We start from the raw sequence: 22710 nt of genomic DNA on the forward strand, positions 1-22710 counted from the left end.
ACTAGAGCGGCGGGATTAACGAAGCTTAGAAGCATGGTATTCGGTGGACGACCTTACGCGGGTTAAAAAGAATGTCTGCGCAAGCAATGCTTGTTTTTGCCGCCATGAACCTCAAAAAAATGGCGACCTGGCTCTGGAAGACCGGTCGCCTCTCCTAAGTTCTCTTTCGTATTTGTAAATATGGAAAAAACGTAAAAAACTCCCGCGACTGCAGCATGCAATATTCGCGGGAGTTGGTCATCAATCTGAGACGGCCGCTCGGCCGTCTTTCCTCTTTTCAGAGAAAACGAAAAAACATCCGTCCCCGGCTCCCTATGCGGAAGGAGCGGTTCAAGATGTTCTAAATGTCTGTAGGCTATTCGTTAAATATGTCGCTTCATATCAAAGGCATCATCAAGATGCTTATGGCGCGCCCGCAAGGAATCGAACCTTGATCTCAGGCTCCGGAGGCCTACGTCATATCCATTGGACCACGGGCGCACAATCAGAAGACGCAAAATTTATTATAGTGGATAGGCCGCCGGAATGCAAGAGTAAAATAAATGAAATGAATAAGACCTGATAAAGACAGGCAACGCACGCACCAGAACTCCGCTCAGGTTGTCAGGCGGAGTCCGATGATGCCGACCACGATCAGCGCCAGGAAGAAAAACTGCTTCCGCGTGTATTGCTCCTTGAACCAGAACAAGCTGACGAGCGTAATTCCGACCGCTCCGACACCGGCCCAGACCGCATACGCGACCCCGGAAGGGATGACGCTCATCGCGTGAGTCAACAAATAAATGGAGGCGACGAGACCGAGCGTTATAATGACAAGCGGCGTCTTTTTCTTGAAGCCATCGGCATACTTCATCGCGATGACTGAGATGATCTCCTCGAGTCCGGACAAGATTAGATAGAACCAGGCCATTAGGACTCTCTCCTTTCGCTGTTCCCGCTATCCTCGCGGTTCCCGCTATCCTCGCGGTTCGGGGTTGACAGCTTCATGCCGATGATACCGGTCAGCAGCACGAGCAGGAACGTAATCTGCAGCCCGTTGAACGCTTCCCCTAAATAGATGCTGGCCACATAGGTGCCGATCGTGCCGATGCCGACGAACACGGTATAGGCGATGGCGACGTTCAGCTTCCGATAGGACTGGATAAGCAATAGGTAACTGACCGTAATGAGAAGGATGACGCCGATCCATTCCCATGTCGTTGATGCGTACTTCAGGCCGGAAGCCCACACAATCTCCATTAAGGCGGCGACAAGTACAAGCAGCCAAGCCATAATAAAACCTCCTGTTGTCTTACATGATGCCAATGCAGCAGGCCATTCATGCCTGAGAATGGTTTACTGCACGTAAAATGAATGATTGTCATTCATTTTACACGATCATTGATTTTTCGTAAAGGCCATTCCCGAATCTATGCGGTCTCCGGCCGGATCTGGGACTTGTTTTGTCCAAAAGGAGCCGCAAATGGGTAAGGATAGGATAGGCGGAGAATATAAACGGGCCTCTGCTGGGCAATACAATGAATAAGTTATTCTTTCCTTGCCCATTATAGAGGCGGGATACTTGCAAGTTGAACGATTATTCGATAGAATAATGGTGGGACACAAATCGTTGCGATGGGACGTTTTTGGTCCAATGGTTGGTTACGGAGCAGGAGTGGAGAGAAATGCGTGATTGGTTACAATTACAAAAGCGACTGCTGCCCGAACTCATCGAACTGTTGAAGAAGCGTTACACCATCCTGCATCAGATCATGTTGTCCGATTGTATTGGCAGGAGGACGCTCGCGACGTCATTGCAGATGACCGAGCGCGTGCTGCGGGCGGAGACGGACCTGCTGAAGGCGCAGGGCCTGATCGAGATCGACAGCATGGGCATGCGCATCAGCGAGGAAGGCAGGCAGCTTGTCCGCCAGTTGGAGCCCTTGATGGGCGAACTGCTCGGCATGCGCCATCTGGAGGAGAGTCTCCGGCAAGCCTTCGGACTGACTCAGGTCATCGTCGTGCCCGGCGATTCGGATATATCGCCCGCCGTGAAGGATGAATTGGGCACGGCAGTATGCAGCGCTCTCAGCAGCGTCATGGGCAAGGAAGATGTTGTCGCGGTGACCGGCGGCTCCACATTGGCTGCGGTGGCAGATCAATTGACGAGCGCCACACCATGGAAGGGCAACTGGTTCGTACCGGCCCGAGGAGGATTGGGAGAGAGCCTGGAATACCAGGCGAATACGATTGCCTCGACGATGGCCAAGCGCGTAGGAGCTCAATACCGGCTGCTTCATGTACCCGATCAATTGAGCGAAGAAGCGTACCAATCGTTGAAGCAAGAGCCCAATATTCAGGAGATTCTGCGGGTTATCCGGCAAGCGCGCATCGTCGTGCATGGCATCGGAGACGCCCAAGTGATGGCTGCGCGCCGGAAGGTAGACGAAGCCACACGGGAAGAATTGAAGCGCCAGGGAGCTGTCGCCGAAGCGCTGGGGTATTACTTCGACCGGGATGGCCGCGTCGTACATACGATGTTGTCTCTGGGCTTGCGCCTGGAGGACATTACGCGTACCGAAGTGGTAATCGCCGTCGCAGGCGGGAAGAGCAAGGGCGAAGCCATTGCCGCCGTGCTGCGCCACGGGCATGAAGACATTCTGGTCATCGATGAAGCGGCAGCGGTTGAAGTGTTGAAGCATAGTGGTCTCGATGTGCCTACGGGCCGTCTTGAGCAATAAAAATCAAATCTACTTAGGAAATGGGAGGAATCATCATGGTGAAAGTGGGTATTAACGGCTTTGGTCGAATTGGTCGTAACGTGTTCCGTGCAGCTCTGGGCAATCCGGAAGTCGAAATTGTCGCAATCAACGATCTGACAGACGTCAAAACTCTGGCTCATCTGTTGAAATATGACACGACTCACGGCAAACTGGACGCTACGGTAGAAGCCAAAGAAGGCGCGCTTGTCGTTAACGGCAAAGAAGTGAAAGTCTTCGCTGAGCGCAACCCTGAGAACCTGCCATGGGGCGCTAACGGCGTTGAAATCGTTGTTGAATCGACGGGTATCTTCACAGCGAAAGACAAAGCTGAAATGCACTTGAAAGGCGGCGCGAAGAAAGTTATCATCTCCGCACCAGCTACGAACGAAGATATCACGATCGTTATGGGCGTTAACGAAGATAAATACGATGCTGCTAACCACACCATCATTTCGAACGCTTCCTGCACAACGAACTGCTTGGCTCCATTCGCGAAAGTGTTGAACGACAAGTTCGGCATCGTGAAAGGCATGATGACGACCGTTCACTCTTACACCAATGACCAAAACGTTCTTGACCTGCCGCACAAAGACATGCGTCGTGCTCGCGCAGCTGCCGAGAATATCATTCCTTCCACTACAGGCGCTGCAAAAGCGGTTAGCTTGGTATTGCCTGAGCTGAAAGGCAAATTGAACGGTATGGCTATGCGCGTTCCTACGCCTAACGTATCCGTAACGGACCTGGTCGTTGAACTGTCCAAAAACGTAACGGTTGAAGAAGTGAACGGTGCCCTCAAAGAAGCGGCTAACGGCCCGCTGAAAGGCATCATGAACTATTCCGAAGAGCCGCTCGTATCCAGCGACTACAACAGCGACCCAGCTTCTTCCACAATCGACGCGCTGTCGACGATGGTTGTAGGCGACAATATGGTAAAAGTCGTATCCTGGTATGACAACGAGTGGGGCTACTCCAACCGCGTTGTTGACCTGGTAGCTTTTATCGCAAAAAAAGGCCTGTAATCGCATAGCATTGACAATCAAAGAGGAGTAACCGCAAAGGGCTCCTCTTTGATCCATGCATACGTGCGCGTACGGCATATCGAGAACCTGACCGAACAGATACAAGAACGAATAGAGAAGCCGGATATGAACATAAAGATCCGGCCGAACGATAGATAGAGACGCTCCTGCAGGCCCATTCGTGGACTTGGAGCAGGGCGGCAGGGCTGGAGAGAGCCCGTGAACGATTCCGTAAGGAATACGAACCGAACCGTACAAGATATAAAATAGATAGAGCCGGATTAGACTTAGAAAGAGACGGCATCGAAAGATATACAGAACGAATACAGAACGAATATAGAGCGAAGCTGCCGCGGCAGCACCGCATACCGGACAGAGAACAGAACCGTATGGAGCCGATGAACGCAAGCTTCTCGAAGAGAGGCCCGTTCATGCGAGTGATAGGAGGAACGCGAGATGAACAAGAAAAGCGTGCGTGACATCGACGTAAAAGGCAAGCGCGTATTTGTGCGGGTAGACTTCAACGTGCCGCTGGAAGACGGCAAGATTACCGATGATACCCGGATTCGCGAGACATTGCCTACGATTCAGTATTTGGCGGAGCAAGGCGCCAAGATTATTTTGGCGAGCCACCTGGGACGTCCGAAAGGCGAGGTGGTCGAGTCGATGCGTCTGACGCCTGCGGCGAATCGTCTGAGCGAGCTGCTCGGCAAGCCGGTCAAGAAGCTGGACGAATCGATCGGCGAGCAGGTGCAAGCGGAGATCAACCGCATGAACGACGGCGACATTGTCGTACTGGAGAACGTTCGCTTCCACAAAGGCGAAGAGAAGAACGATCCGGAACTGGCAAAGGCGTTCGCAGCGCTTGCGGACGTGTATGTGAATGACGCTTTCGGTGCCGCGCACCGGGCGCATGCTTCGACCGAAGGCATCGCGCATCATCTGCCAGCCGTATCCGGCCTGCTGATGGAGAAGGAACTGTCGGTATTGGGCAAAGCGTTGTCCAATCCGGAACGTCCGTTCACTTCGATTATCGGCGGCTCCAAAGTCAAAGACAAAATCGACGTCATCAACAAAATGCTGGAAATCTCGGACAACGTCATTATCGGCGGCGGTCTGGCTTACACGTTCTTCAAGGCACAAGGCTATGAGATCGGCCAATCGCTGTGCGACAACGAGAAGCTCGATGTCGCGCTTGGCTTCATCGAGAAGGCGAAGCAGCTCGGCAAGAATTTCTACCTGCCTGTCGATATCGTCGTATCGGATGACTTCAGCGCGGATGCCAATACGAAGGTGGTCTCCATCGACGAGATTCCTGCTGATTGGGAAGGCATCGACATCGGGCCGAAGACACGCGAAATCTATGCGGATGTCATCAAAAACTCCAAGTTGATCGTATGGAACGGACCAATGGGCGTGTTCGAGATCGAACCGTTCTCTCACGGAACGCGCGCGGTCGCCCAGGCTTGCGCAGAGACCGAAGGTTATACGGTCATCGGCGGCGGCGATTCCGCGGCAGCGGTAGAGAAATTCCATCTGAAAGACAAGATGGACCATATCTCGACCGGCGGCGGCGCGTCCCTCGAATTCATGGAAGGCAAGCAATTGCCTGGCGTAGTGGCATTGAACGATAAGTAAGGAAGTGAAGCGGCAGCGGCGTTCCCGCCGCTTCTGCTGTGCAGAAGGAGTTGAGCTTGCGTGAGACAACCGATTATTGCAGGGAACTGGAAAATGTTCAAAACGGTTCCGGAAGCCGTCGCTTTCATTCAAGACGTGAAAGGGAAGGCGGAAGTAGAAGGCGTAGAAAGCGTCATCTGCGCACCGTTCACGAACTTGCCGGCTTTGGTGGAAGCGTCGAAGGGCACATCCATCAAGATTGGCGCGCAGAACCTTCATTTTGAAGATTCCGGCGCATTCACCGGGGAGATCAGCGGCGCGATGCTGAAAGACCTCGGCGTAGAATATGTCATTATCGGTCACTCCGAGCGCCGCGCGTACTTCGCGGAGACGGACGAGATCGTGAACAAAAAAATGCATGCCGCATTCCGGCATGGCCTGACGCCTATCGTCTGCGTCGGCGAGTCGCTGGAAGAGCGCGAAGCCGGCAAGACGAACGACGTGTGCAAAGTGCAGACGGAAGCGGCGTTCCAAGGTCTGTCCGCCGAGCAGGCGAAGACCGTCGTCATCGCTTACGAGCCAATATGGGCGATCGGCACGGGCAAATCTTCGACGGCTCAAGATGCGAATGACTCGATCAGTTACATCCGCAGCGTCGTCGCCGGCTTGTACAATGAGGAAGTGGCGCAAGCGGTCCGCATTCAATACGGCGGAAGCGTGAAGCCAGAGAATGTTCGCGAATATATGGGAGCAAGCGATATTGACGGCGCATTGGTAGGCGGCGCCAGCTTGCAGCCGGGTTCGTACATTCAACTGGTGGAAGGGGCGAAGTAAGATGTCTGCACCTAGACCTGTAGCTCTGATTATTATGGACGGCTTCGGACTGCGCAACGTAACGGAAGGCAATGCTGTCGCGCAGGCGAAGAAGCCGAATTACGATCGTTATATGAATACGTACCCGCATACGACTCTTACCGCCTGCGGTGAAGCGGTCGGTCTGCCGGAAGGCCAGATGGGCAACTCTGAGGTCGGCCATCTGAACATCGGCGCGGGCCGCATCGTGTATCAAGATCTGACCCGGATTACGAAATCGATTCGCGAAGGGGATTTCTTCGAGAACGAAACGCTGCTCGGGGCCGTCAAGCATGCGAAAGAGAACGGCACGGCGCTTCACCTGTACGGCCTGCTGTCGGACGGCGGCGTGCACAGCCATATCGATCATACACTCGCAATGCTGGAAATGGCTGCGAAGTCCGGCTTGACGAAGGTCTATGTTCATGCCTTCCTCGATGGACGCGACGTCGCTCCGGACAGTGCGATCGGTTATATCGAGCGCCTGCAGGCGAAAATCGACGAGCTTGGCGTCGGCCGCATCGCCACGGTGCAAGGCCGTTACTATGCGATGGACCGCGACAAGCGCTGGGAGCGGACGGAGAAGTCGTACCGCGCGATGGTATACGGCGACGGGCCGAGATACCGCGATCCGCTGCAAGCGGTGAAGGAATCGTACGAGCAGTCGGTATTCGACGAATTCGTCATGCCGACCGTTATCGTCGACGAGAACAATGAGCCGGTCGGCCTCGTGCGCGACAACGACGCGGTCGTGTTCTCGAACTTCCGTCCGGACCGGGCGATTCAATTGTCCCAGGTGTTCACGAACGAAGATTTCCGCGGCTTTGACCGGGGAGATCATTATCCGAAAAGCCTGTACTTCGTCTGCTTGACGCTGTTCGCGGAGACCGTCGGGGGATTCGTGGCGTACAAGCCGAAGGAGCTTGATAATACACTTGGCGAGGTTCTTGTTCAGCATGGCAAGAAGCAGCTTCGCATCGCCGAGACGGAGAAGTATCCGCACGTGACGTTCTTCTTCAGCGGCGGCCGCGACGTGGAGCTTCCAGGCGAGAAGCGCGTTCTGATCGCTTCGCCTAAGGTCGCGACCTACGACCTGAAGCCGGAAATGAGCGCGTATGAGGTGGCGGAAGCGGCTGTGCGCGAGATTGAATCGGATGTGCACGACACAATCATTCTGAACTTCGCCAACCCGGACATGGTCGGGCACAGCGGCAAGCTGGAGCCGACGATCAAGGCGGTCGAGGCGACGGATGAATGCATGGGCCGCGTCGTCGAAGCGGTACTGGCCAAGGGCGGTGTCTGCCTCATTACGGCGGATCACGGGAATGCCGATATGGTATTCGACGAGGAAGGCCGTCCGTTCACGGCGCATACGACGAATCCGGTGCCGTTCATCGTCACCGCGAAGGACGTCGAGCTGCGCGAAGGCGGCATCCTGGCCGATATCGCGCCGACGATTCTCGATCTGATGCAGCTGCCGAAGCCGGAAGAAATGACCGGGACTTCGTTAATTGACAAGAAATAATCAATACAGCTATTGTGAAAGCTAAGAAGATGAATGAATGACAAAGGAGATGTATCCCCATGACGATGATTATGGACGTATACGCACGCGAAGTGCTTGATTCCCGCGGCAACCCTACAGTAGAAGTCGAAGTAAAGCTTGAGTCCGGCGGCTTCGGCCATGCGATCGTGCCATCCGGCGCATCGACAGGCGCCCATGAAGCGGTTGAGCTTCGCGACGGCGACAAAGGCCGTTACCTCGGCAAGGGCGTAGAAAACGCCGTGAAAAACGTGAACGAAATTATCGCTCCTGAAATTATCGGCATGGACGCGCTGGATCAAGTCCTGATCGACCGCACCATGATCGAACTGGACGGCACTCCGAACAAAGGCAAGCTGGGCGCTAACGCGATTCTGGCGGTATCGATGGCGGTAGCCCGCGCAGCGGCGCACGCGCTTGACATGCCTCTCTACACTTACCTGGGCGGATTCAATGCGAAGCAATTGCCAGTGCCAATGATGAATATCATCAACGGCGGCGAGCATGCGGACAACAACGTAGATGTGCAAGAATTCATGATTCTGCCTGTTGGCGCTCCTAGCTTCAAAGAAGCGCTCCGCATGGGCGCGGAAATTTTCCACAACCTGAAATCCGTACTGAAAGGCAAAGGCTTGAATACGGCTGTAGGTGACGAAGGCGGCTTCGCGCCGAACCTCGGTTCGAACGAAGAAGCTATCCAAATTATCATTGAAGCCATCGAAAAAGCAGGCTACAAGCCAGGCGAAGAAGTATTCCTCGGCATGGACGTTGCTTCCACCGAGTTCTACAAAGACGGCAAATACACGCTGGCTGGCGAAGGCAAATCCTTCACTTCCGCTGAATTCGTTGACTTGCTCGCTTCGTGGGTGGACAAATACCCAATCCTTACGATCGAAGACGGCTGCTCCGAAGACGATTGGGATGGCTGGAAATTGCTCACTGACAAGCTGGGCGGCAAAGTGCAGCTCGTCGGCGACGACCTGTTCGTAACGAACACCGAGCGTCTGGCTACCGGTATCGAGAAAGGCATCGGCAACTCCATCTTGATCAAAGTGAACCAAATCGGTACGCTGACCGAAACGTTCGACGCGATCGAAATGGCGAAGCGCGCAGGCTACACGGCGGTTATCTCTCACCGTTCCGGCGAATCCGAGGACAGCACGATTGCCGACATCGCCGTGGCAACGAACGCAGGACAAATCAAAACGGGCGCACCTTCCCGTACGGACCGCGTAGCGAAGTACAACCAATTGCTCCGCATCGAGGACAACCTGGGCACAACTGCCCGCTACGACGGCCTGAAGTCGTTCTACAACCTGAAAAAATAAGACGAGCCGAGTTAAGCGGTACGTCCAAGCGAAGCCGGACTCCTGAGGGGGTCCGGTTTTTTGTTGTGCAGTTAAGGGTAAAGGCGCTATGTTCGCTCGAAATGCTAGGGTGCTGCGCTAAAGTTGTCCTAATTCGAAAGTTCAGGCATAAGCTGGACCTGAGGCTAGTTTTTCCATTTGCCTCTTGCGGGGAGGTCAACGGTGTGGATATAATGTATATTAGCTACTATTCAATAAACAATACTGATTGTTGATTATAACATAGAGTATTGCCAGAGGATTGCGATATGAGGGCAGGTGACCGATATTGAAGGAAATTATTCAGTTCAAAAAAGGCGTGCTCGGCTTGTGCGTAATGGTGCTGATCAATCAGCGCGATCGGTATGGCTTCGAGTTGGCGCAGCAAATATCGAAGCATGTGGAGGTGGCGGAAGGAGCGCTATACCCCGTACTTCGCCGCATGGTCGCGGATGGGCACTGCACGACTTACTTGCAGGAGTCCACGGAAGGCCCGCCGCGTAAATATTATAAGCTGACCCCGGCCGGCAAGGCGTACATGATGGAGCTGGTCAGCGAATGGGAGAAGTTCGTAGACGGCGTCCAGAGGCTGCTGGAGGCGACTGGTGATGGAGACCAGGCTCAGGATAACGAAGACAACGGCGGCGAGGCCGTTCGCGAAGAGGCGGAAGGGAACGTCTGATTTTTCGGTCTAAGAAGGTAGAACATTTGATGCAGGGGTGAGAAAGAGTGCATAAAGAGTATTTTTTATTAAAGCTGAAGTATGGATTGATGTCGCTCCCGCCTGAAGATAGAGATGAGATTTTGGCGGAGTACAGCGCCCATTTCGCATTCGGTGAGCAGCAAGGACGGACGGAAGAGGAGATTGCGAGGGAGCTTGGCGATCCGGAAGAACTGGCGGTCGAGCTGCTCGGGGCCCGGGATGGGGGAGCTTCCAGAGGGAACGAAGGCGGGATGGACCAGCCTTCGGGTTACTACCGGCCTGATATGCATCGGGGGCCGGACATGCAAGACGCAGGAGGCTACGGCCCGCATGGGACGCCGCATGGGACGCCGCACGGAACAGCATACGGAACACCGCCTATGCCGCCGCCGATGTATGATATGCCTTACAGGGACGGGTACGGACCTCCATCCAGAAGCGCGCTCAGCATTATCGGGGCTATCTTCTCTTGTTTTTTCGCCGTTCCGCTGCTTATCGCCGGATGGGGTTTATCCGTTGGCCTGGCTTGCGTTGCGTTCGTTCTGTTGATTGCTCCGCTAGTGTATTTGTTGAAGCTGGCCTTCGGGGGAGGCTTCTACGGAGCGGAAATGTCCATCATGTTCATCATGTTCGGTATCGGGATTTTCATGATTCAGGGCATTGGTATGTTGTTCCGCGCCTATGGCCGCCTGAATCGTATTTATTTCCAATGGGTTGCAGGAAGGGAGAGAAGCTAGATGAATAAGCTCATTATGAACATGGTCGGAATAGGCTGCATTGCCGCCGGAGTATTAGGTCTATTTGCATTCGGGACCGAGACGCTAACTACTTCCCAACTCCCGCATTATGAATATACGATCGAAGCCGGAACGGATTTGAAGCGGATCGAGCTGGAAGGAGACCGCGGCGATATTCAGGTCAATTGGGTGTTCGACGGGGGGAACACAATCGAGATCAACGGGCAGGCTCCGGATAAGGTGATATCCAACCTGAGCGAGGCGAAGGTGAGCAATGGAACGCTGGTGCTCGACTATCGGACCAAGGGATCGGAGCAATGGATTCAGTTCGGCGTCAACACGCAGAAGCAGAACCATGAAATCACGATTCATGCGACGGAGACCCAGGTACTGGAGCGTCTGAAGGCTAATGTGTCCATGGGAAAATTTACAATATCCGGCGGCAGGGTAGATGAACTGGAGGCGAACAGTAATCTCGGGGAAGTCATTGCGAAGCAGCTGCAAGGCAACCGAGTGAAGCTGTCCTCGGACGCCGGCTCGGTGCTGGCGGAGGACGTGGATGCGGTGATCGATGCCAGCTCCTCTCTCGGCCAGGTCAAGCTGCTGCATACGACCCAATCCGTCACGGCCAAGGCCGATGCCGGCAGTATCGTCATCGACCAGAAGGAGCCGCATCCGATAACGGCCAGCAGCAATCTCGGCAGCATCAAAATATCGGTATCGCCTCAGTTCGAGGGCGTGTATGATCTGCGTACGAATCTGGGAGATATCGACGCCCCGGATTCGAAAATGAAAAGCGATATGGTGATTCGGGCTCGAGCGGATCTTGGGGCGATTACCATTGTCGAAAAATAGCTTGTGATCTCGGGAGATGTGATTATAATCGGTTATAAGCGAATGTTCAAGGCGTCGGCGGCCGGCTGCGGTTAAAAGACGATTTTTTGAACAACCTCTATAATGAATTTATTTTGCTTTGCGGCATGAAAAGGGGCAATACGATGAAACCTATTCAGAAAGTACTCACATTGGCAGGCTCTGATTCCAGCGGGGGCGCAGGCATTCAAGCCGATTTGAAGACGTTCCAGGAACGCGGCGTATACGGCATGACCGCGATTACGACCATTGTCACAATGGATCCCGACGATTCCTGGGCGCATCGCGTCTTCCCGATCGAGCTGTCGACAATAGAAGAACAGTTGAAGACGATTCTGAGCGTAGGCATTCAAGGCATGAAGACGGGAATGCTGGGATCGATTGATATCATTGAATTGGCTGCGCGGACGATGGAGAAGCATAACATTCCGAACGTGGTCGTAGACCCGGTCATGGTCTGCAAAGGAGCGGATGAAGCTCTTCATCCGGAGACGAATGACGCGCTGCGCGATATTCTCGTTCCGAAGGCGACCGTCGTTACGCCGAATCTGTTCGAAGCCTCGCAATTGGCAGGCATCGCTCCGATTCGTACGCTGGACGAGATGAAGCAGGCGGCGGCTCTGATCCACGAGAAGGGCGCCAAGTACGTGCTCGTGAAGGGCGGCTCCAAGATTGGCCTGCCGACCTCGGTCGATGTGCTGTATGACGGCGCGAACTTCGAGCTGCTGGAGGCGGAAGTCATTAACACTACCTTCACGCATGGCGCAGGCTGCACGTATTCGGCCGCGATCGCTGCCGAGCTGGCGAAGGGCCATTCCGTTCGCGACAGCGTCCATACGGCCAAGCGGTTCATTACGGAAGCGATTCGCCATTCGTTCCGCCTGAACCAGTATGTCGGACCGGTTCGCCATAATGCGCTGCGCCAGGTTGAGCACGGGGAGCAGGAGTAACCGGGAGCTGGACCGGGGACAACCGGAAAGGGGCAAGCCTTCGGAAGTTCTGTTCCACTTTTGATGGGCAGCCGGGCAAGGTCCTTGCCTAATGGATGGTCCTGTGCTACAATAATATTGCTGTTTTCATGCAGCTGAATGTTTTCGAAGGTGTTATCGCATTGGAGGTGGAAGTTGTGGAAATTTTCTTGAAAATATTGCTCGTCATCTTTTCAATCGGATTGATTGGCATAGTCCTGCTGCAAAAAGGGAAAAGTGCCGGCCTGTCAGGCGCCATCTCCGGCGGTGCGGAACATCTCTTCGGAAAGCAAAAGGCGCGTGGTTTGGAGCTGTTCATGCAGCGTGCAACCATCGTAACGGCTGCAGGCTTTATGATTGTATCGATGATTGTGGCTTATTTGGGAACGAAATAATGAGAATGAGCAAGCGGGGACGTAGGTCTCCGCTTTTTTGATGTTTGTATGCCGGCCTATGAAGAGAGCGGCTTGGGCGGGGGCTGCGTTAGGCGTTAGTCGGCCGGATGGACCGGTTCGGAACGGCAAAAACTGCATGGGACGATTTCCGCCTTTCCGGGAAGACTGGGTATTGAGCCTTCTTCTGTAACCGGAGGGGCTGCTCTTGAATCTGCTGAAAGCAACCGAATGGAAGGACGCCGCGACCGCTGACGTTTTCGCATTTATTACGTGTATACAGGGGTATATATTGGTATACTGTTACAAGCAAGGTCATGGCGAGGTGTGAGGTGAGGACATGATAACGGAACAACAGTTGTTGGATTTTATGCGCGAAACCGCTTATAAGCCGATGACCTATCAGGAACTGGAGCAGCATTTCGATATTCAGGATGCTGCCGATTTCAAGGCATTTCTCGTAATGCTTACCCGGCTGGAGGAAGAAGGCCAGATTATACGTACCCGCTCGGATTGTTATGGCGTTCCCGAGCGAATGAATCTGCTGCGCGGCCGGCTGCAGGCGCATGCGAAGGGGTTTGGATTTCTGATACCGGATGAAACGGGACATCCCGATGTATACATTCATGCGAACGATATGAAGACGGCGATGCACGGCGATATCGTGCTCGTTCGCATCACCAGCAAGGGAACGGACGGAACGCGGATGGAAGGCGCGGTGGTGCGCGTCGTCAAGCGTGCTGTTGAGCAGATTGTCGGCATTATTGAAAATCATGAATCGTACGGCTTCGTTATCCCGGATGACAAGCGGATTAACCGGGATATTTTCGTCGCCCGCGAGCATATGCATGGCGCGGTTACGGGACAGAAGGTCGTCGTCCGCATCACTGTCTATCCGGAAGGCCGCGCGGCAGCCCAGGGCGAAGTGATCGAGGTGCTCGGGCATAAGGATGATCCGGGCGTCGATATTTTGTCGATTATCCGCAAGCATCAGCTGCCGGAGGCTTTCCCGGCCGAGGTGATGGCGGAAGCGGAGGCGGTGCCTGATGCGATCAGCGAAGAGGAGATCGTCAGCCAGGGGCGCCGGGATCTGCGCGGCAAGACGATCGTGACGATCGACGGGGAGGATGCGAAGGATCTCGACGATGCGGTGCACGTAGTGAAGCTGCCGAACGGCCATTATGAGCTGGGCGTCCACATTGCCGATGTCGGCTATTATGTGCCGGAAGGCTCGGAGCTGGACCGGGAAGCGTATGCGCGCGGCTGCAGCGTTTATTTGGTGGATCGGGTCATCCCGATGCTGCCGCACCGGCTGTCGAACGGCATCTGTTCGCTTCATCCGCATGTCGATCGGCTGACGCTGTCCTGCGTGATGGAGTTCGATGAGAAGATGAAGCCGGTCCGTCACGAGATTTTCCCGAGTGTGATCCGGACGGTGGAGCGGATGACATATACGAATGTGCGCAAAATTGTCGAGGGCGAGGATCCGGAGGTTATCGCGCGCTATGCGGAGCTGGAGGAGTTTTTCCTGCTCATGAAGGAGTTGGCCCTGAAGCTTCGCAAGCGGCGGATGCAGCGCGGGGCGATTGATTTCGACTTCGAGGAGTCGAAGGTGATCGTGGATGAGCAAGGCAAGCCTGTCGATATCGTGAAGCGGGAGCGTTCGATCGCGGAGCAGATTATCGAGGAATTCATGCTGGCGGCGAATGAGACGGTGGCGGAGCATTTCCATTGGCTGCGTGTGCCGTTCCTGTACCGGATTCACGAGGAGCCGAACGCGGAGAAGCTGTTCCACTTCATGGCGTTCGCGGCCAACTTCGGCTATGTCGTGCGCGGCAAGGGCAATTCGGTCCATCCGCGCTCGCTGCAGACGCTGCTGGAGGAGATCGAAGGCACCCGCGAGCAGACGGTGATCAGCACGATGATGCTGCGGTCAATGAAGCAGGCGAAGTATGATGCGGAGAGCACCGGCCACTTCGGGCTGGCCGCCGAATTCTATACGCACTTCACGTCGCCGATCCGGCGTTACCCGGATCTCGTCATTCACCGCGTCATCCGCGAGGTGATTCAGAACGGCGGAACGCTGTCCGAGAAGCGCCAGGAGTATTTGCAGACGCGCATGCCTGACATTGCGCAGCAATCGTCGGCGCGCGAGCGGGTAGCGGTGGACGCCGAACGGGATACGGAGGCGCTCAAGAAGGCCGAGTTCATGCTCGACAAAATTGGCGAGGAATTCGACGGCATCATCAGCAGCGTGACGAGCTTCGGCATGTTCGTCGAGCTGGACAATACGGTGGAAGGGCTTATCCGGCTGAGCGATCTGACGGATGATTATTATCATTTCCACGAGCAGCATATGCTGCTGGTCGGGGAGCGCACGTCGAACATTTTCCGCATTGGCGACGAGGTGCGCATCCGGGTAGGCCGGGTGAATCTGGAGGACTACACGATTGATTTTGAACTCGTGAGCAGCTCGCCGCGGTATAGCGACCGGGATATGCGCGAGTTCGGGCTCGACCTGCGCAAGCGCAGCCGCGGGGGTAAAGGCGCCGAGCGCAGCGGCGGTCGCGGCGCGGGCCGGGGCGAGCGCGGCGGGAAGCGCGCCGCCCGAGGCGATGAGCGCGGCGGCGGCAACGGGCGCCGCGGGCGTCAGGGCGGCCCAGGCGCGCGCGAGGAGGCTGCGCCGCAGCCATGGCGCGGCGGCAAGGCTGGCGCCGAGGCGCAGCCGGCGGGTTCGCCGGGAGCGGATGCGAGCGTGGAGGAATTGGCCGAGTCGTTCGAGGGCGAATGGTACAATCAGGCCGAGTTCCGCGAGCGGCAGGGCCGGCGGGGCCGCGGCGGGCGCGGGAATGAGCCGCAGGTGAATCCGTATGAGCGCAGCTCCGGGAAGCGGGCTCGCGGCAAGGGCGGCATTCGCCTCGGCCAGGATAACGGCGCCAAGGCGGAGAAGGCCGGTTCGCAGCCGGACGGCGAGAACTGGGTCGATGATCTGATTGAACGGGCCGAGGCGGAAGCGAAAGAGACGCAGCGCCGTTTCGACTTCGGATCCGGACGCGGCGGATACGGCCGGCGCAGCAGCGACGCGCCGAACGGCGGCGGCAAGAAGGGCCGCAAGAGCACGTCCGAGAGCGGCATTTTCATCGGCGAGCCGGCCGCCCGGGCGCGGAAGCAAGCGGGCCAAGCCGTGCGCAAGAAGCGGAAGGCAAGCAGCCAGACCGCCAAGTTCGTGCGCAAGAAGCGGTAAGGCATGAGACGGCCAGGCGGCCCTTCGGGGCCGCTCCTTCGGCCGAGCATCCAAAATCCCCTTCAACTGAAAAAGTTTTCTAAATTCATTTGCTTTTTATAATTGAATATGTTATACTTACATTGTTGTTAAATTTGAACCGCTATTCACATATTGAAAAGGGTATCATTTTACACAATGGAACTTTTTTCAATATGTGAATTTTTTTATATCTGATGTAAAAAATGGATCATATTCATTTAATTTTTGGAGGTTTATCCATGCAAACAGGTACAGTAAAATGGTTTAACGCAGAAAAAGGCTTCGGCTTCATCGAAGTCGAAGGCGGCAGTGACGTATTCGTACACTTCAGCGCAATCAATGGTGACGGCTTCAAGTCCTTGGACGAAGGCCAACGCGTACAATTCGATGTGGTACAAGGCAACCGCGGACCACAAGCGGAAAACGTAACCAAGCTGTAAGTAAAAGCCAAGCCGGACTGCTCTGAACGTACGTGAGGGGCAGTTCTTTCTTTTGGTCCGATTATCAAAAGGAGGGGTATCAAGATGAATTATCGCAAGAAGCCAGTAGAGGAAATTCCGGTGGAGAACACGGCAATCTGGTCGTGCACGAATGAGGACTGCAACGGCTGGATGCGGGACAATTTTGCCTTCGATCTGGAGCCGACTTGTCCGATGTGCTCCTCTGCCATGGCACGTGATATGAAAATGCTGCCTTTGCTTGTCAATACGAACGGCGATTCGAAAGCCAAGAGGTCAGACGAATAGCCGCGGGCTATCCTCCTCTGTCATATCAAGGAGCTGACCGATGGTGAGCTTCTTGTACAGCAGGGGATGGTTCCTTTGTTGATGAATCGGAATTAGATGCAGTTGCAGGTTATATGCGAGGGCCTTCCGCTTTATGCGGTTGGCCCTTGCTGCGTTATGTTGAAGTGTTCTTGATTCGCCCCCGGGGTCCTCTCAATTGCGTCTGTGTGGCTTGAATTGTCTGTTCGCCAGAGCCATGAGATGATTGGGTATTGGATATTCTATTCTTATGGGCACCCACCTTCCCGAGTTATGAAAACGATTAATCGGCCGGCATACATATGGTATAATATACATATTGTTATTGTTGGGAGAGGAAGGGCTAGGTGATGGCAAATGACTCCTGCGGATATTTCTCTGGTTCATGTGGTGCTCCGCATGGTGCTGGCCGTCGTGTTGGGCGGCTTCATCGGGCTGGAGCGTGAGAAGCGAAGCCAGGCTGCCGGACTGCGGACGCATATGCTGGTTAGTCTCGGGTCGGCGCTTGTCATGCTGATCTCGGTGTACGGATTTCCCGTTCTCGATGGGCGCGGCAAGGCGCAGGTTGATGTGGCCCGGATTGCGGCTCAGGTGGTCAGCGGGGTCGGGTTCCTCGGAGCGGGTACGATTATTCGGAACGGCACAAGCGTCAAAGGGCTGACGACGGCCGCTTCGCTGTGGGTCTCGGCTGCGATCGGGCTGGCTTGCGGTTCGGGCTTCATTACGGCGGCGCTGCTCGGCTGCGGGTTATCTCTGGTCGCGCTGTGGGTGTTGAATCAATATGATATCAAAAACCGGGTCGCCCACCGTCTTCATCTGTTGGAGATTATCGCTGACGAACGGGAAGGCTGGCTGACCGCGATGACGAAGGAAGTCGAGGCGCAGGGCATGTCGGTGCGCAGCTTCCGCATGCATGCCGTCTCGACCGCACGGAGCAAGAGCTGGACCCGATGGCTGCAGCCGGAACGGGAAGAAGCAAGCGCTTCCGAAGAGCTCGATGATGCGGAAGGAAGAGATGAGGATGAGCAAGAACCTGCGGATGTGGCGGCGGGTTGCGGTCGTTATGTGCGAATCGAGCTAAAGGTGTTGGCCGAGGACATGAAGTCGATCGCCGCGTGCTCGGAGCTGCTTCTCGCCAAGGAAGGCGTTCGGGATGTGCGGCTCGTGTCTTGAATGCGTTTAGGTTCGCATGGGGAGTATCGTTGTTTTACGAGTGTGGAAGTTCGGTAATGGCGGCGGTATCGGCTTGAGTCGGACGGGGTTTTTTTGATACAATATAAGTCTAGTCCGATTGCTGTCTTGCCGGTATCAGCGCCTTCCTGATGGAATGGGTGCGACCGGACGGGATTAGGGATTGGGCACTCATTACTGTCGTGCGTTGGAGGTCGTCGATCATGGGGAAAAAGACCGATGGCAAGGTATTGGCTCAAAATAAAAAGGCGTCCCATGATTATTTCATTGAGGACACCTATGAGGCCGGCATGGTGCTCACGGGAACGGAGATCAAGTCGCTGCGGCTGGGCAAGGCGAACATCGGAGATGCGTTCGCTACGATTCGGAACGGCGAAGTGTTCGTGCATAATATGCACATCAGCCCATTCGAGCAGGGCAACCGGTTCAATCCGGGGGATCCGACCCGGGCGCGCAAGCTGCTGCTTCATAAGGAGCAGATCAGCAAGCTGATCGGCTTGACGAAGCAGGAAGGCTATACGCTGGTGCCGCTTAAAATTTATGTGCGCAACGGCTATGCGAAGCTGCTGATTGGCCTTGGACGCGGGAAGAAGAATTACGACAAGCGTGAATCGGCCGCCAAGCGCGATGCGCAGCGCGAGATTCAGCGGGCCCTGCGGGAGAAGCAGAAGTATTGAGCGGTGTCGGCAGGATGGACACTATCCAGTCTTCTCCCTCCTTGGCAAGAAGTGAATACACATTGTGGCCTGATTTATGGTATACTAAATGCATCGGCCGTATCGGCTTCAGGTGGAGCTGGCCGGACGATGGAATGCAATGCACCGATGTCTCGACATCTTAATCCGAGACGGACTACCCCTTGGGGTGAAGCCTAACTCTGCTTCGCTTCGATTATGGGGGCGTTCTTGGATTCGACGGGGATAGTTCGAGCATGGGTAGCGGGTAGTGGGGACGCGTCCGCTTCATCAACGCTAACGCCAAATTTAAACGGCAAACAACAAACTTCTTACGCTTTAGCAGCTTAATAACCTGCTAGCGTGCTTCTACCCTGCATCGCCCATGTGCCGGGATAGGGGCTCAACTTCAGTGGGATACGCCGCGTAGTCTCCGCCTGGGGCTAACGGAAGAAGACAATCAGGCTGACCTGTGAGAAAGCCGGTTACAGGGCGTTCCCGCAGGTGACATCAAAACTGTGACTACACCCGTAGAAGCCTGTGTGGCGTTATCTTCGGACAGGGGTTCGAATCCCCTCGCCTCCACCATCAGGAAAGCCGACCGCGTGAGGTCGGCTTTTTTGCGTCTATGTAAGGGAGGAGAAACAGCCAAGCCCGTAGAGACAGGGGGCGAGCGCGCATAGGGGGCTGTCGCTCCATGGAACAGCATTAACGGACAAGCACGTCGTTTGAATAGCATTTTCCGGAAGTGAGCCCATTTTTTCTTGGCGTGTTTTCTTTGTTTTTTTGGCCAACTTAGGTCTCCCTTGACATCGCTGAAATACATGCTACTATTATACAGACAGATAGTCGGTCGGTTAGTAAGGAGGTACAAAAATGAGAGTTGTAAAACAAGCGGAGGAACGCAGGAACGAAATACTTGACGCGGCGGATGAGCTTTTCGGTCAGAAGGGCTTTGATGGCACAAGTACTAACGATATTCTCGAAAAGGTCGGAATTGCGCGGGGAACCTTGTATCATCACTTCAAGTCGAAGGAGGATATTATGGACGCGCTGATTGAGCGGTATAGTGTCCGTCTTTTAGGTGCGGCGCAGGAAATTGCCGCAGACAAGAGCATCCCCGTCGTCGACCGCATTATCCGCGTTGTTATGGCACTGAACATAAGCGGCGGAAGCAGCAGTAAGGAAATTATGGAGCACATTCATAAGCCGCAGAATGCACTTATGCATCAGAAAATACAAAGGGTCATCATCAACGGCGTTCCGCCCATACTGACAGAAATCATCCGCGAGGGCATTGAGCAGGGAATGTTCAACACACCGTTTCCGTATGAGTGCATGGAAATGGTTGTGACCTATGCGAATACAGTTTTTGATGACGATATGGTTCAAATGACGAACGAAGAGCGTGCTTCACGCATGCAGGCGTTTGTTTTCAACACAGAAAGGCTGCTCGGTGCCCAAAGCGGAAGTCTTATGCACGTTATGCAGATGTTTGGCGACCGAAATGGATGAAGAAATGAATAATTCAACAAAGCCATTCAGAAATTTCTACTTTTGTGGTCGGGACAGTTTATTTCAGCAATAGGAAGCGGGCTTACGTCGTTCGGGCTGGGGATTTGCGTTTTCCAGCAGACAGGAAAGGCATCGGCCATGGCACTTGTAACTGAAATCGGTAAAAAAGCTCCAAGACAGAGGTGACTTATGTATTACAGGATAATCCGCAATGATATTTTAAAGAGCAAAGCAGTTACCCTGACTACAATGATATTTATCGCTGCCGCGGCTATGCTTGTTTCACTTGCGGCGATACTCGTCGTCAATCTTTCGGGCGCGCTGGATACGCTGATGACACAAGCGAAAACTCCGCATTTTATGCAGATGCATTCGGGTGAACTTAATACTGCACGGCTTACATCTTTTGCGGAGCAAAATAGCAATGTCGACGAATTTCAGGTGCTTGAATTTCTTAACATGGACGGCGCTCGGATTATATTTGAAGATCGTTCGCTTGCGAATAGTGTTCAGGACAATGGGCTTAGCATACAGAGCGAGAAGTTCGATTATCTCCTTGGTCTTGACGGAAACGTCATAAACGTATCCGACGGCGAGCTTTATGTTCCGATAAGCTATATGAAGGACAACACCACAAAGGTCGGTGACAAGGCCGTAATAAGCGGAAAGGAATTTACCGTTGCGGGTTTTCTCCGCGATTCGCAGATGAATTCCATGCTCTCCTCCTCAAAGAGATTTCTTGTAAGTAGAAATGATTACGCGGAACTAAAAAACCATGGAAATATAGAGTATCTGATTGAGTTTAGGTTAAAGGATTTATCGAAGCTCAGCGAATTCGAAACGGCTTATGCTTCTGCGGGACTTGAAGCGAACGGGCCAACCATTACATATCCGCTTTTCAAAACGATTAACGCAGTTTCCGACGGGATGATGATTGGGGTTGTCCTTCTTGTAAGCGTACTTGTCGTTACAATTGCATTTATGTGCATACGCTTTACGCTCCTTGCGAAAATCGAAGATGATTACCGCGAAATTGGCGTTATGATGGCAATCGGGCTGCGGATCTCCGACATAAAGAAGATTTATCTTGCGAAGTACGCGGCGATTGCGGCGGCAGGCTGCATACTCGGTTTTGCACTTTCGTTTCTGTTCAAAGGCATGCTTCTTGAAAATATCCGGCTTTATATGGGTGAAAGCGAAAATTCTTCTTTTGCCTTGTTGTTCGGAATATTCGGCATACTGCTTGTATTCCTTGCAATCATTGCCTATGTAAGCGGAGTGCTGAGACGCTTTCGGAAAATATCTGCCGCCGAAGCAATCCGTTTTGGCACTTCACAGGAAAAAACCGCGGGCGCAAAGCGTTTTAACCTGAGCGGAAACAGGCTGTTTAACACGAATATTTTTCTCGGTGTCAAAGATGTTCTCGCAAGGAAAAAGCTTTATGCCACAATGCTTGCGGTGCTGGTGATTTCTGCATTTATCATAATTGTTCCGCAGAACCTGTACAACACGATATCCTCAAAAAACTTCATCAAATATATGGGGATAGGTAATAGCGATATACGCATAGACATTCAGCAGACCGGCAATATTTCTGAAAAAGCCACTGAAATTATAAAAACAATGAGCAGCGACAGTGCCATTTCAAAGTATGCCGTGCTTACAACCAAAACATTCAAAGCAAAGACGGAGGACGGCTCGGAGGAAAGGTTAAAAATTGAGCTCGGCGACCATTCCATATTCCCTGTAGAATATGCCGAGGGCAGAGCACCCGCCGCAGAAGACGAAATTGCGCTGTCGGCTATGAACGCCAATGAGCTGAGCACAAAGGTCGGCGAAATCATTACCTTGGTGATTGAGGGGAAGGAAAAAAATCTCACGGTAAGCGGCATTTATTCCGACATTACCAACGGAGGTAAAACCGCAAAGGCTGTTTTCACTGACAATTCGGCGGACATTATGTGGTACGTGATCTGTGCGGAGCTGTCAGATCCATCTCTTATTGACAGTAAGGTTTTGGAATATGCGGACAGGTTTGAGTATGCAAAGGTTTCGGACATTGATGAATATATGGCACAGACATATGGCTCAACAATAAGCTCCGTCGGGAAGGCCTCCAAATCTGCCATTGCTGTCGCGCTGATTATATCGGTATTGGTTACCTTGTTGTTTATGAAAATGCTTGTTGCAAAAGACAGATATTCCATTGCCGTCATGAAAGCGTTCGGTTTTACCAATTGGGATATTCAGGTGCAGTATGTTTCCCGTTCGGTATTCGTGCTGATTGTCGGAATTGTTCTCGGCACGCTTCTGGCTAACACGCTCGGAGAGATGCTTGCGGGCGCGGTGATCTCCTCCTTTGGAGCGTCGACGTTTCATTTTACAGTCAATCCGCTTGCTGCGTATCTGCTTAGTCCGCTGCTGATGATAGGCTCGGTACTTATCGCAACTATCATCGGGACATCGGGCGCGGGACAAGTCAAAATTTCCGAAAATATAAAGGAGTAGAC

General features: G+C 53.8%; 20 protein-coding genes, 1 tRNA gene, 1 other RNA gene and 1 pseudogene. 20 read left to right on the top strand and 3 right to left on the bottom strand.

Features of this window, described 5'->3' with window-relative positions; genetic code table 11:
• Nucleotides 1-29: 29 nt before the first annotated feature.
• Nucleotides 30-344: pseudogene (locus tag NNL35_RS03840) on the top strand (hypothetical protein); the annotation flags it as partial.
• Nucleotides 345-405: 61 nt separating this feature from the next.
• Here NNL35_RS03840 and NNL35_RS03845 read toward each other — a convergent pair.
• The 3 genes from NNL35_RS03845 to NNL35_RS03855 all read right to left on the bottom strand — a co-directional run bounded on the left by NNL35_RS03845 (nt 406) and on the right by NNL35_RS03855 (nt 1272).
• A tRNA-Arg gene (locus NNL35_RS03845) sits at nt 406-480 on the bottom strand.
• Nucleotides 481-595: 115 nt separating this feature from the next.
• The gene (locus NNL35_RS03850; RefSeq protein ID WP_006679161.1) at nt 596-910 is read right to left on the bottom strand and encodes a DMT family transporter; all 315 of its coding nucleotides are present in this window, start codon (nt 908-910) and stop codon (nt 596-598) included.
• Nucleotides 910-1272 carry a DMT family transporter gene (locus NNL35_RS03855; protein WP_006679162.1) on the bottom strand — a complete coding sequence of 121 codons (363 nt, stop codon included), beginning with the start codon at nt 1270-1272 and terminating at the stop codon, nt 910-912. Before NNL35_RS03855 ends, NNL35_RS03850 begins: the two co-directional genes overlap by 1 nt.
• A gap of 392 nt (nt 1273-1664) precedes the next feature.
• Between NNL35_RS03855 and NNL35_RS03860 the strand changes: the two genes are divergently transcribed.
• The 19 genes from NNL35_RS03860 to NNL35_RS03950 all read left to right on the top strand — a co-directional run bounded on the left by NNL35_RS03860 (nt 1665) and on the right by NNL35_RS03950 (nt 22708).
• The gene (locus NNL35_RS03860; protein WP_006679163.1) at nt 1665-2720 is read left to right on the top strand and encodes a sugar-binding transcriptional regulator; all 1056 of its coding nucleotides are present in this window, start codon (nt 1665-1667) and stop codon (nt 2718-2720) included.
• Between the two features lie 32 nt (nt 2721-2752).
• The gene (gene gap, locus NNL35_RS03865) at nt 2753-3760 is read left to right on the top strand and encodes a type I glyceraldehyde-3-phosphate dehydrogenase (RefSeq protein ID WP_181454460.1); all 1008 of its coding nucleotides are present in this window, start codon (nt 2753-2755) and stop codon (nt 3758-3760) included.
• Between the two features lie 456 nt (nt 3761-4216).
• The gene (locus tag NNL35_RS03870; protein ID WP_006679165.1) at nt 4217-5398 is read left to right on the top strand and encodes a phosphoglycerate kinase; all 1182 of its coding nucleotides are present in this window, start codon (nt 4217-4219) and stop codon (nt 5396-5398) included.
• 60 nt (nt 5399-5458) lie between these two features.
• Complete coding sequence (gene tpiA / locus NNL35_RS03875) at nt 5459-6211, top strand: triose-phosphate isomerase (protein ID WP_006679166.1); 753 nt, start codon at nt 5459-5461, stop codon at nt 6209-6211.
• Nucleotide 6212: 1 nt separating this feature from the next.
• Nucleotides 6213-7754, top strand: a complete 1542-nt coding sequence (gene gpmI / locus NNL35_RS03880; protein WP_006679167.1) for a 2,3-bisphosphoglycerate-independent phosphoglycerate mutase — start codon at nt 6213-6215, stop codon at nt 7752-7754.
• Between the two features lie 59 nt (nt 7755-7813).
• On the top strand, nt 7814-9100 hold the full coding sequence (gene eno, locus NNL35_RS03885) for a phosphopyruvate hydratase (RefSeq protein ID WP_006679168.1): 1287 nt from the start codon (nt 7814-7816) through the stop codon (nt 9098-9100).
• A 355-nt stretch (nt 9101-9455) separates the two neighbouring features.
• A complete protein-coding gene (locus tag NNL35_RS03890) occupies nt 9456-9800 on the top strand; it encodes a PadR family transcriptional regulator (RefSeq protein WP_420798550.1) in 345 nt (114 codons plus the stop codon).
• Between the two features lie 47 nt (nt 9801-9847).
• Nucleotides 9848-10558 carry a DUF1700 domain-containing protein gene (locus NNL35_RS03895; protein WP_006679170.1) on the top strand — a complete coding sequence of 237 codons (711 nt, stop codon included), beginning with the start codon at nt 9848-9850 and terminating at the stop codon, nt 10556-10558.
• Nucleotides 10559-11413 carry a DUF4097 family beta strand repeat-containing protein gene (locus NNL35_RS03900; RefSeq protein WP_006679171.1) on the top strand — a complete coding sequence of 285 codons (855 nt, stop codon included), beginning with the start codon at nt 10559-10561 and terminating at the stop codon, nt 11411-11413. It abuts the gene before it with no gap.
• A gap of 143 nt (nt 11414-11556) precedes the next feature.
• Nucleotides 11557-12381 carry a pyridoxine/pyridoxal/pyridoxamine kinase gene (pdxK, locus tag NNL35_RS03905; protein WP_006679172.1) on the top strand — a complete coding sequence of 275 codons (825 nt, stop codon included), beginning with the start codon at nt 11557-11559 and terminating at the stop codon, nt 12379-12381.
• Nucleotides 12382-12557: 176 nt separating this feature from the next.
• Nucleotides 12558-12794, top strand: a complete 237-nt coding sequence (secG, locus tag NNL35_RS03910; protein ID WP_040733900.1) for a preprotein translocase subunit SecG — start codon at nt 12558-12560, stop codon at nt 12792-12794.
• A 337-nt stretch (nt 12795-13131) separates the two neighbouring features.
• Nucleotides 13132-16035, top strand: a complete 2904-nt coding sequence (rnr, locus tag NNL35_RS03915) for a ribonuclease R (RefSeq protein WP_254552934.1) — start codon at nt 13132-13134, stop codon at nt 16033-16035.
• Between the two features lie 260 nt (nt 16036-16295).
• A complete protein-coding gene (locus tag NNL35_RS03920) occupies nt 16296-16496 on the top strand; it encodes a cold-shock protein (RefSeq protein WP_006678561.1) in 201 nt (66 codons plus the stop codon).
• Nucleotides 16497-16580: 84 nt separating this feature from the next.
• Nucleotides 16581-16802, top strand: coding sequence for a cold-shock protein (locus tag NNL35_RS03925; RefSeq protein WP_006678562.1), 222 nt, complete (start codon nt 16581-16583; stop codon nt 16800-16802).
• 375 nt (nt 16803-17177) lie between these two features.
• A complete protein-coding gene (locus tag NNL35_RS03930) occupies nt 17178-17993 on the top strand; it encodes an MgtC/SapB family protein (RefSeq protein ID WP_006678563.1) in 816 nt (271 codons plus the stop codon).
• Nucleotides 17994-18214: 221 nt separating this feature from the next.
• Nucleotides 18215-18688 (top strand): SsrA-binding protein SmpB, encoded by a 474-nt coding sequence (gene smpB / locus NNL35_RS03935; protein WP_006678564.1) that lies wholly within the window; start codon nt 18215-18217, stop codon nt 18686-18688.
• Nucleotides 18689-18906: 218 nt separating this feature from the next.
• Nucleotides 18907-19273: a transfer-messenger RNA gene (gene ssrA, locus NNL35_RS03940) on the top strand.
• A gap of 288 nt (nt 19274-19561) precedes the next feature.
• Complete coding sequence (locus tag NNL35_RS03945; protein WP_006678565.1) at nt 19562-20200, top strand: TetR/AcrR family transcriptional regulator; 639 nt, start codon at nt 19562-19564, stop codon at nt 20198-20200.
• 189 nt (nt 20201-20389) lie between these two features.
• A complete protein-coding gene (locus NNL35_RS03950) occupies nt 20390-22708 on the top strand; it encodes an ABC transporter permease (protein ID WP_006678566.1) in 2319 nt (772 codons plus the stop codon).
• The last annotated feature ends 2 nt before the right edge of the window (nt 22709-22710 follow it).

The sequence above is a fragment of the Paenibacillus dendritiformis genome (genome assembly GCF_945605565.1).
Lineage (GTDB): Bacteria > Bacillota > Bacilli > Paenibacillales > Paenibacillaceae > Paenibacillus_B > Paenibacillus_B dendritiformis_A.

Bases quoted from the DNA above. Each gene is read 5' to 3' on its own strand.
- NNL35_RS03850 (WP_006679161.1), bottom strand. From the start codon at position 910: ATGGCCTGGTTCTATCTAATCTTGTCCGGACTCGAGGAGATCATCTCA.
- NNL35_RS03855 (WP_006679162.1), bottom strand. From the start codon at position 1,272: ATGGCTTGGCTGCTTGTACTTGTCGCCGCCTTAATGGAGATTGTGTGG.
- NNL35_RS03860 (WP_006679163.1), top strand. From the start codon at position 1,665: ATGCGTGATTGGTTACAATTACAAAAGCGACTGCTGCCCGAACTCATC.
- NNL35_RS03870 (WP_006679165.1), top strand. From the start codon at position 4,217: ATGAACAAGAAAAGCGTGCGTGACATCGACGTAAAAGGCAAGCGCGTA.
- gpmI (WP_006679167.1), top strand. From the start codon at position 6,213: ATGTCTGCACCTAGACCTGTAGCTCTGATTATTATGGACGGCTTCGGA.
- eno (WP_006679168.1), top strand. From the start codon at position 7,814: ATGACGATGATTATGGACGTATACGCACGCGAAGTGCTTGATTCCCGC.
- NNL35_RS03890 (WP_420798550.1), top strand. From the start codon at position 9,456: ATGGTGCTGATCAATCAGCGCGATCGGTATGGCTTCGAGTTGGCGCAG.
- NNL35_RS03900 (WP_006679171.1), top strand. From the start codon at position 10,559: ATGAATAAGCTCATTATGAACATGGTCGGAATAGGCTGCATTGCCGCC.
- pdxK (WP_006679172.1), top strand. From the start codon at position 11,557: ATGAAACCTATTCAGAAAGTACTCACATTGGCAGGCTCTGATTCCAGC.
- rnr (WP_254552934.1), top strand. From the start codon at position 13,132: ATGATAACGGAACAACAGTTGTTGGATTTTATGCGCGAAACCGCTTAT.
- NNL35_RS03920 (WP_006678561.1), top strand. From the start codon at position 16,296: ATGCAAACAGGTACAGTAAAATGGTTTAACGCAGAAAAAGGCTTCGGC.
- NNL35_RS03925 (WP_006678562.1), top strand. From the start codon at position 16,581: ATGAATTATCGCAAGAAGCCAGTAGAGGAAATTCCGGTGGAGAACACG.
- NNL35_RS03930 (WP_006678563.1), top strand. From the start codon at position 17,178: ATGACTCCTGCGGATATTTCTCTGGTTCATGTGGTGCTCCGCATGGTG.
- smpB (WP_006678564.1), top strand. From the start codon at position 18,215: ATGGGGAAAAAGACCGATGGCAAGGTATTGGCTCAAAATAAAAAGGCG.
- NNL35_RS03945 (WP_006678565.1), top strand. From the start codon at position 19,562: ATGAGAGTTGTAAAACAAGCGGAGGAACGCAGGAACGAAATACTTGAC.
- NNL35_RS03950 (WP_006678566.1), top strand. From the start codon at position 20,390: ATGTATTACAGGATAATCCGCAATGATATTTTAAAGAGCAAAGCAGTT.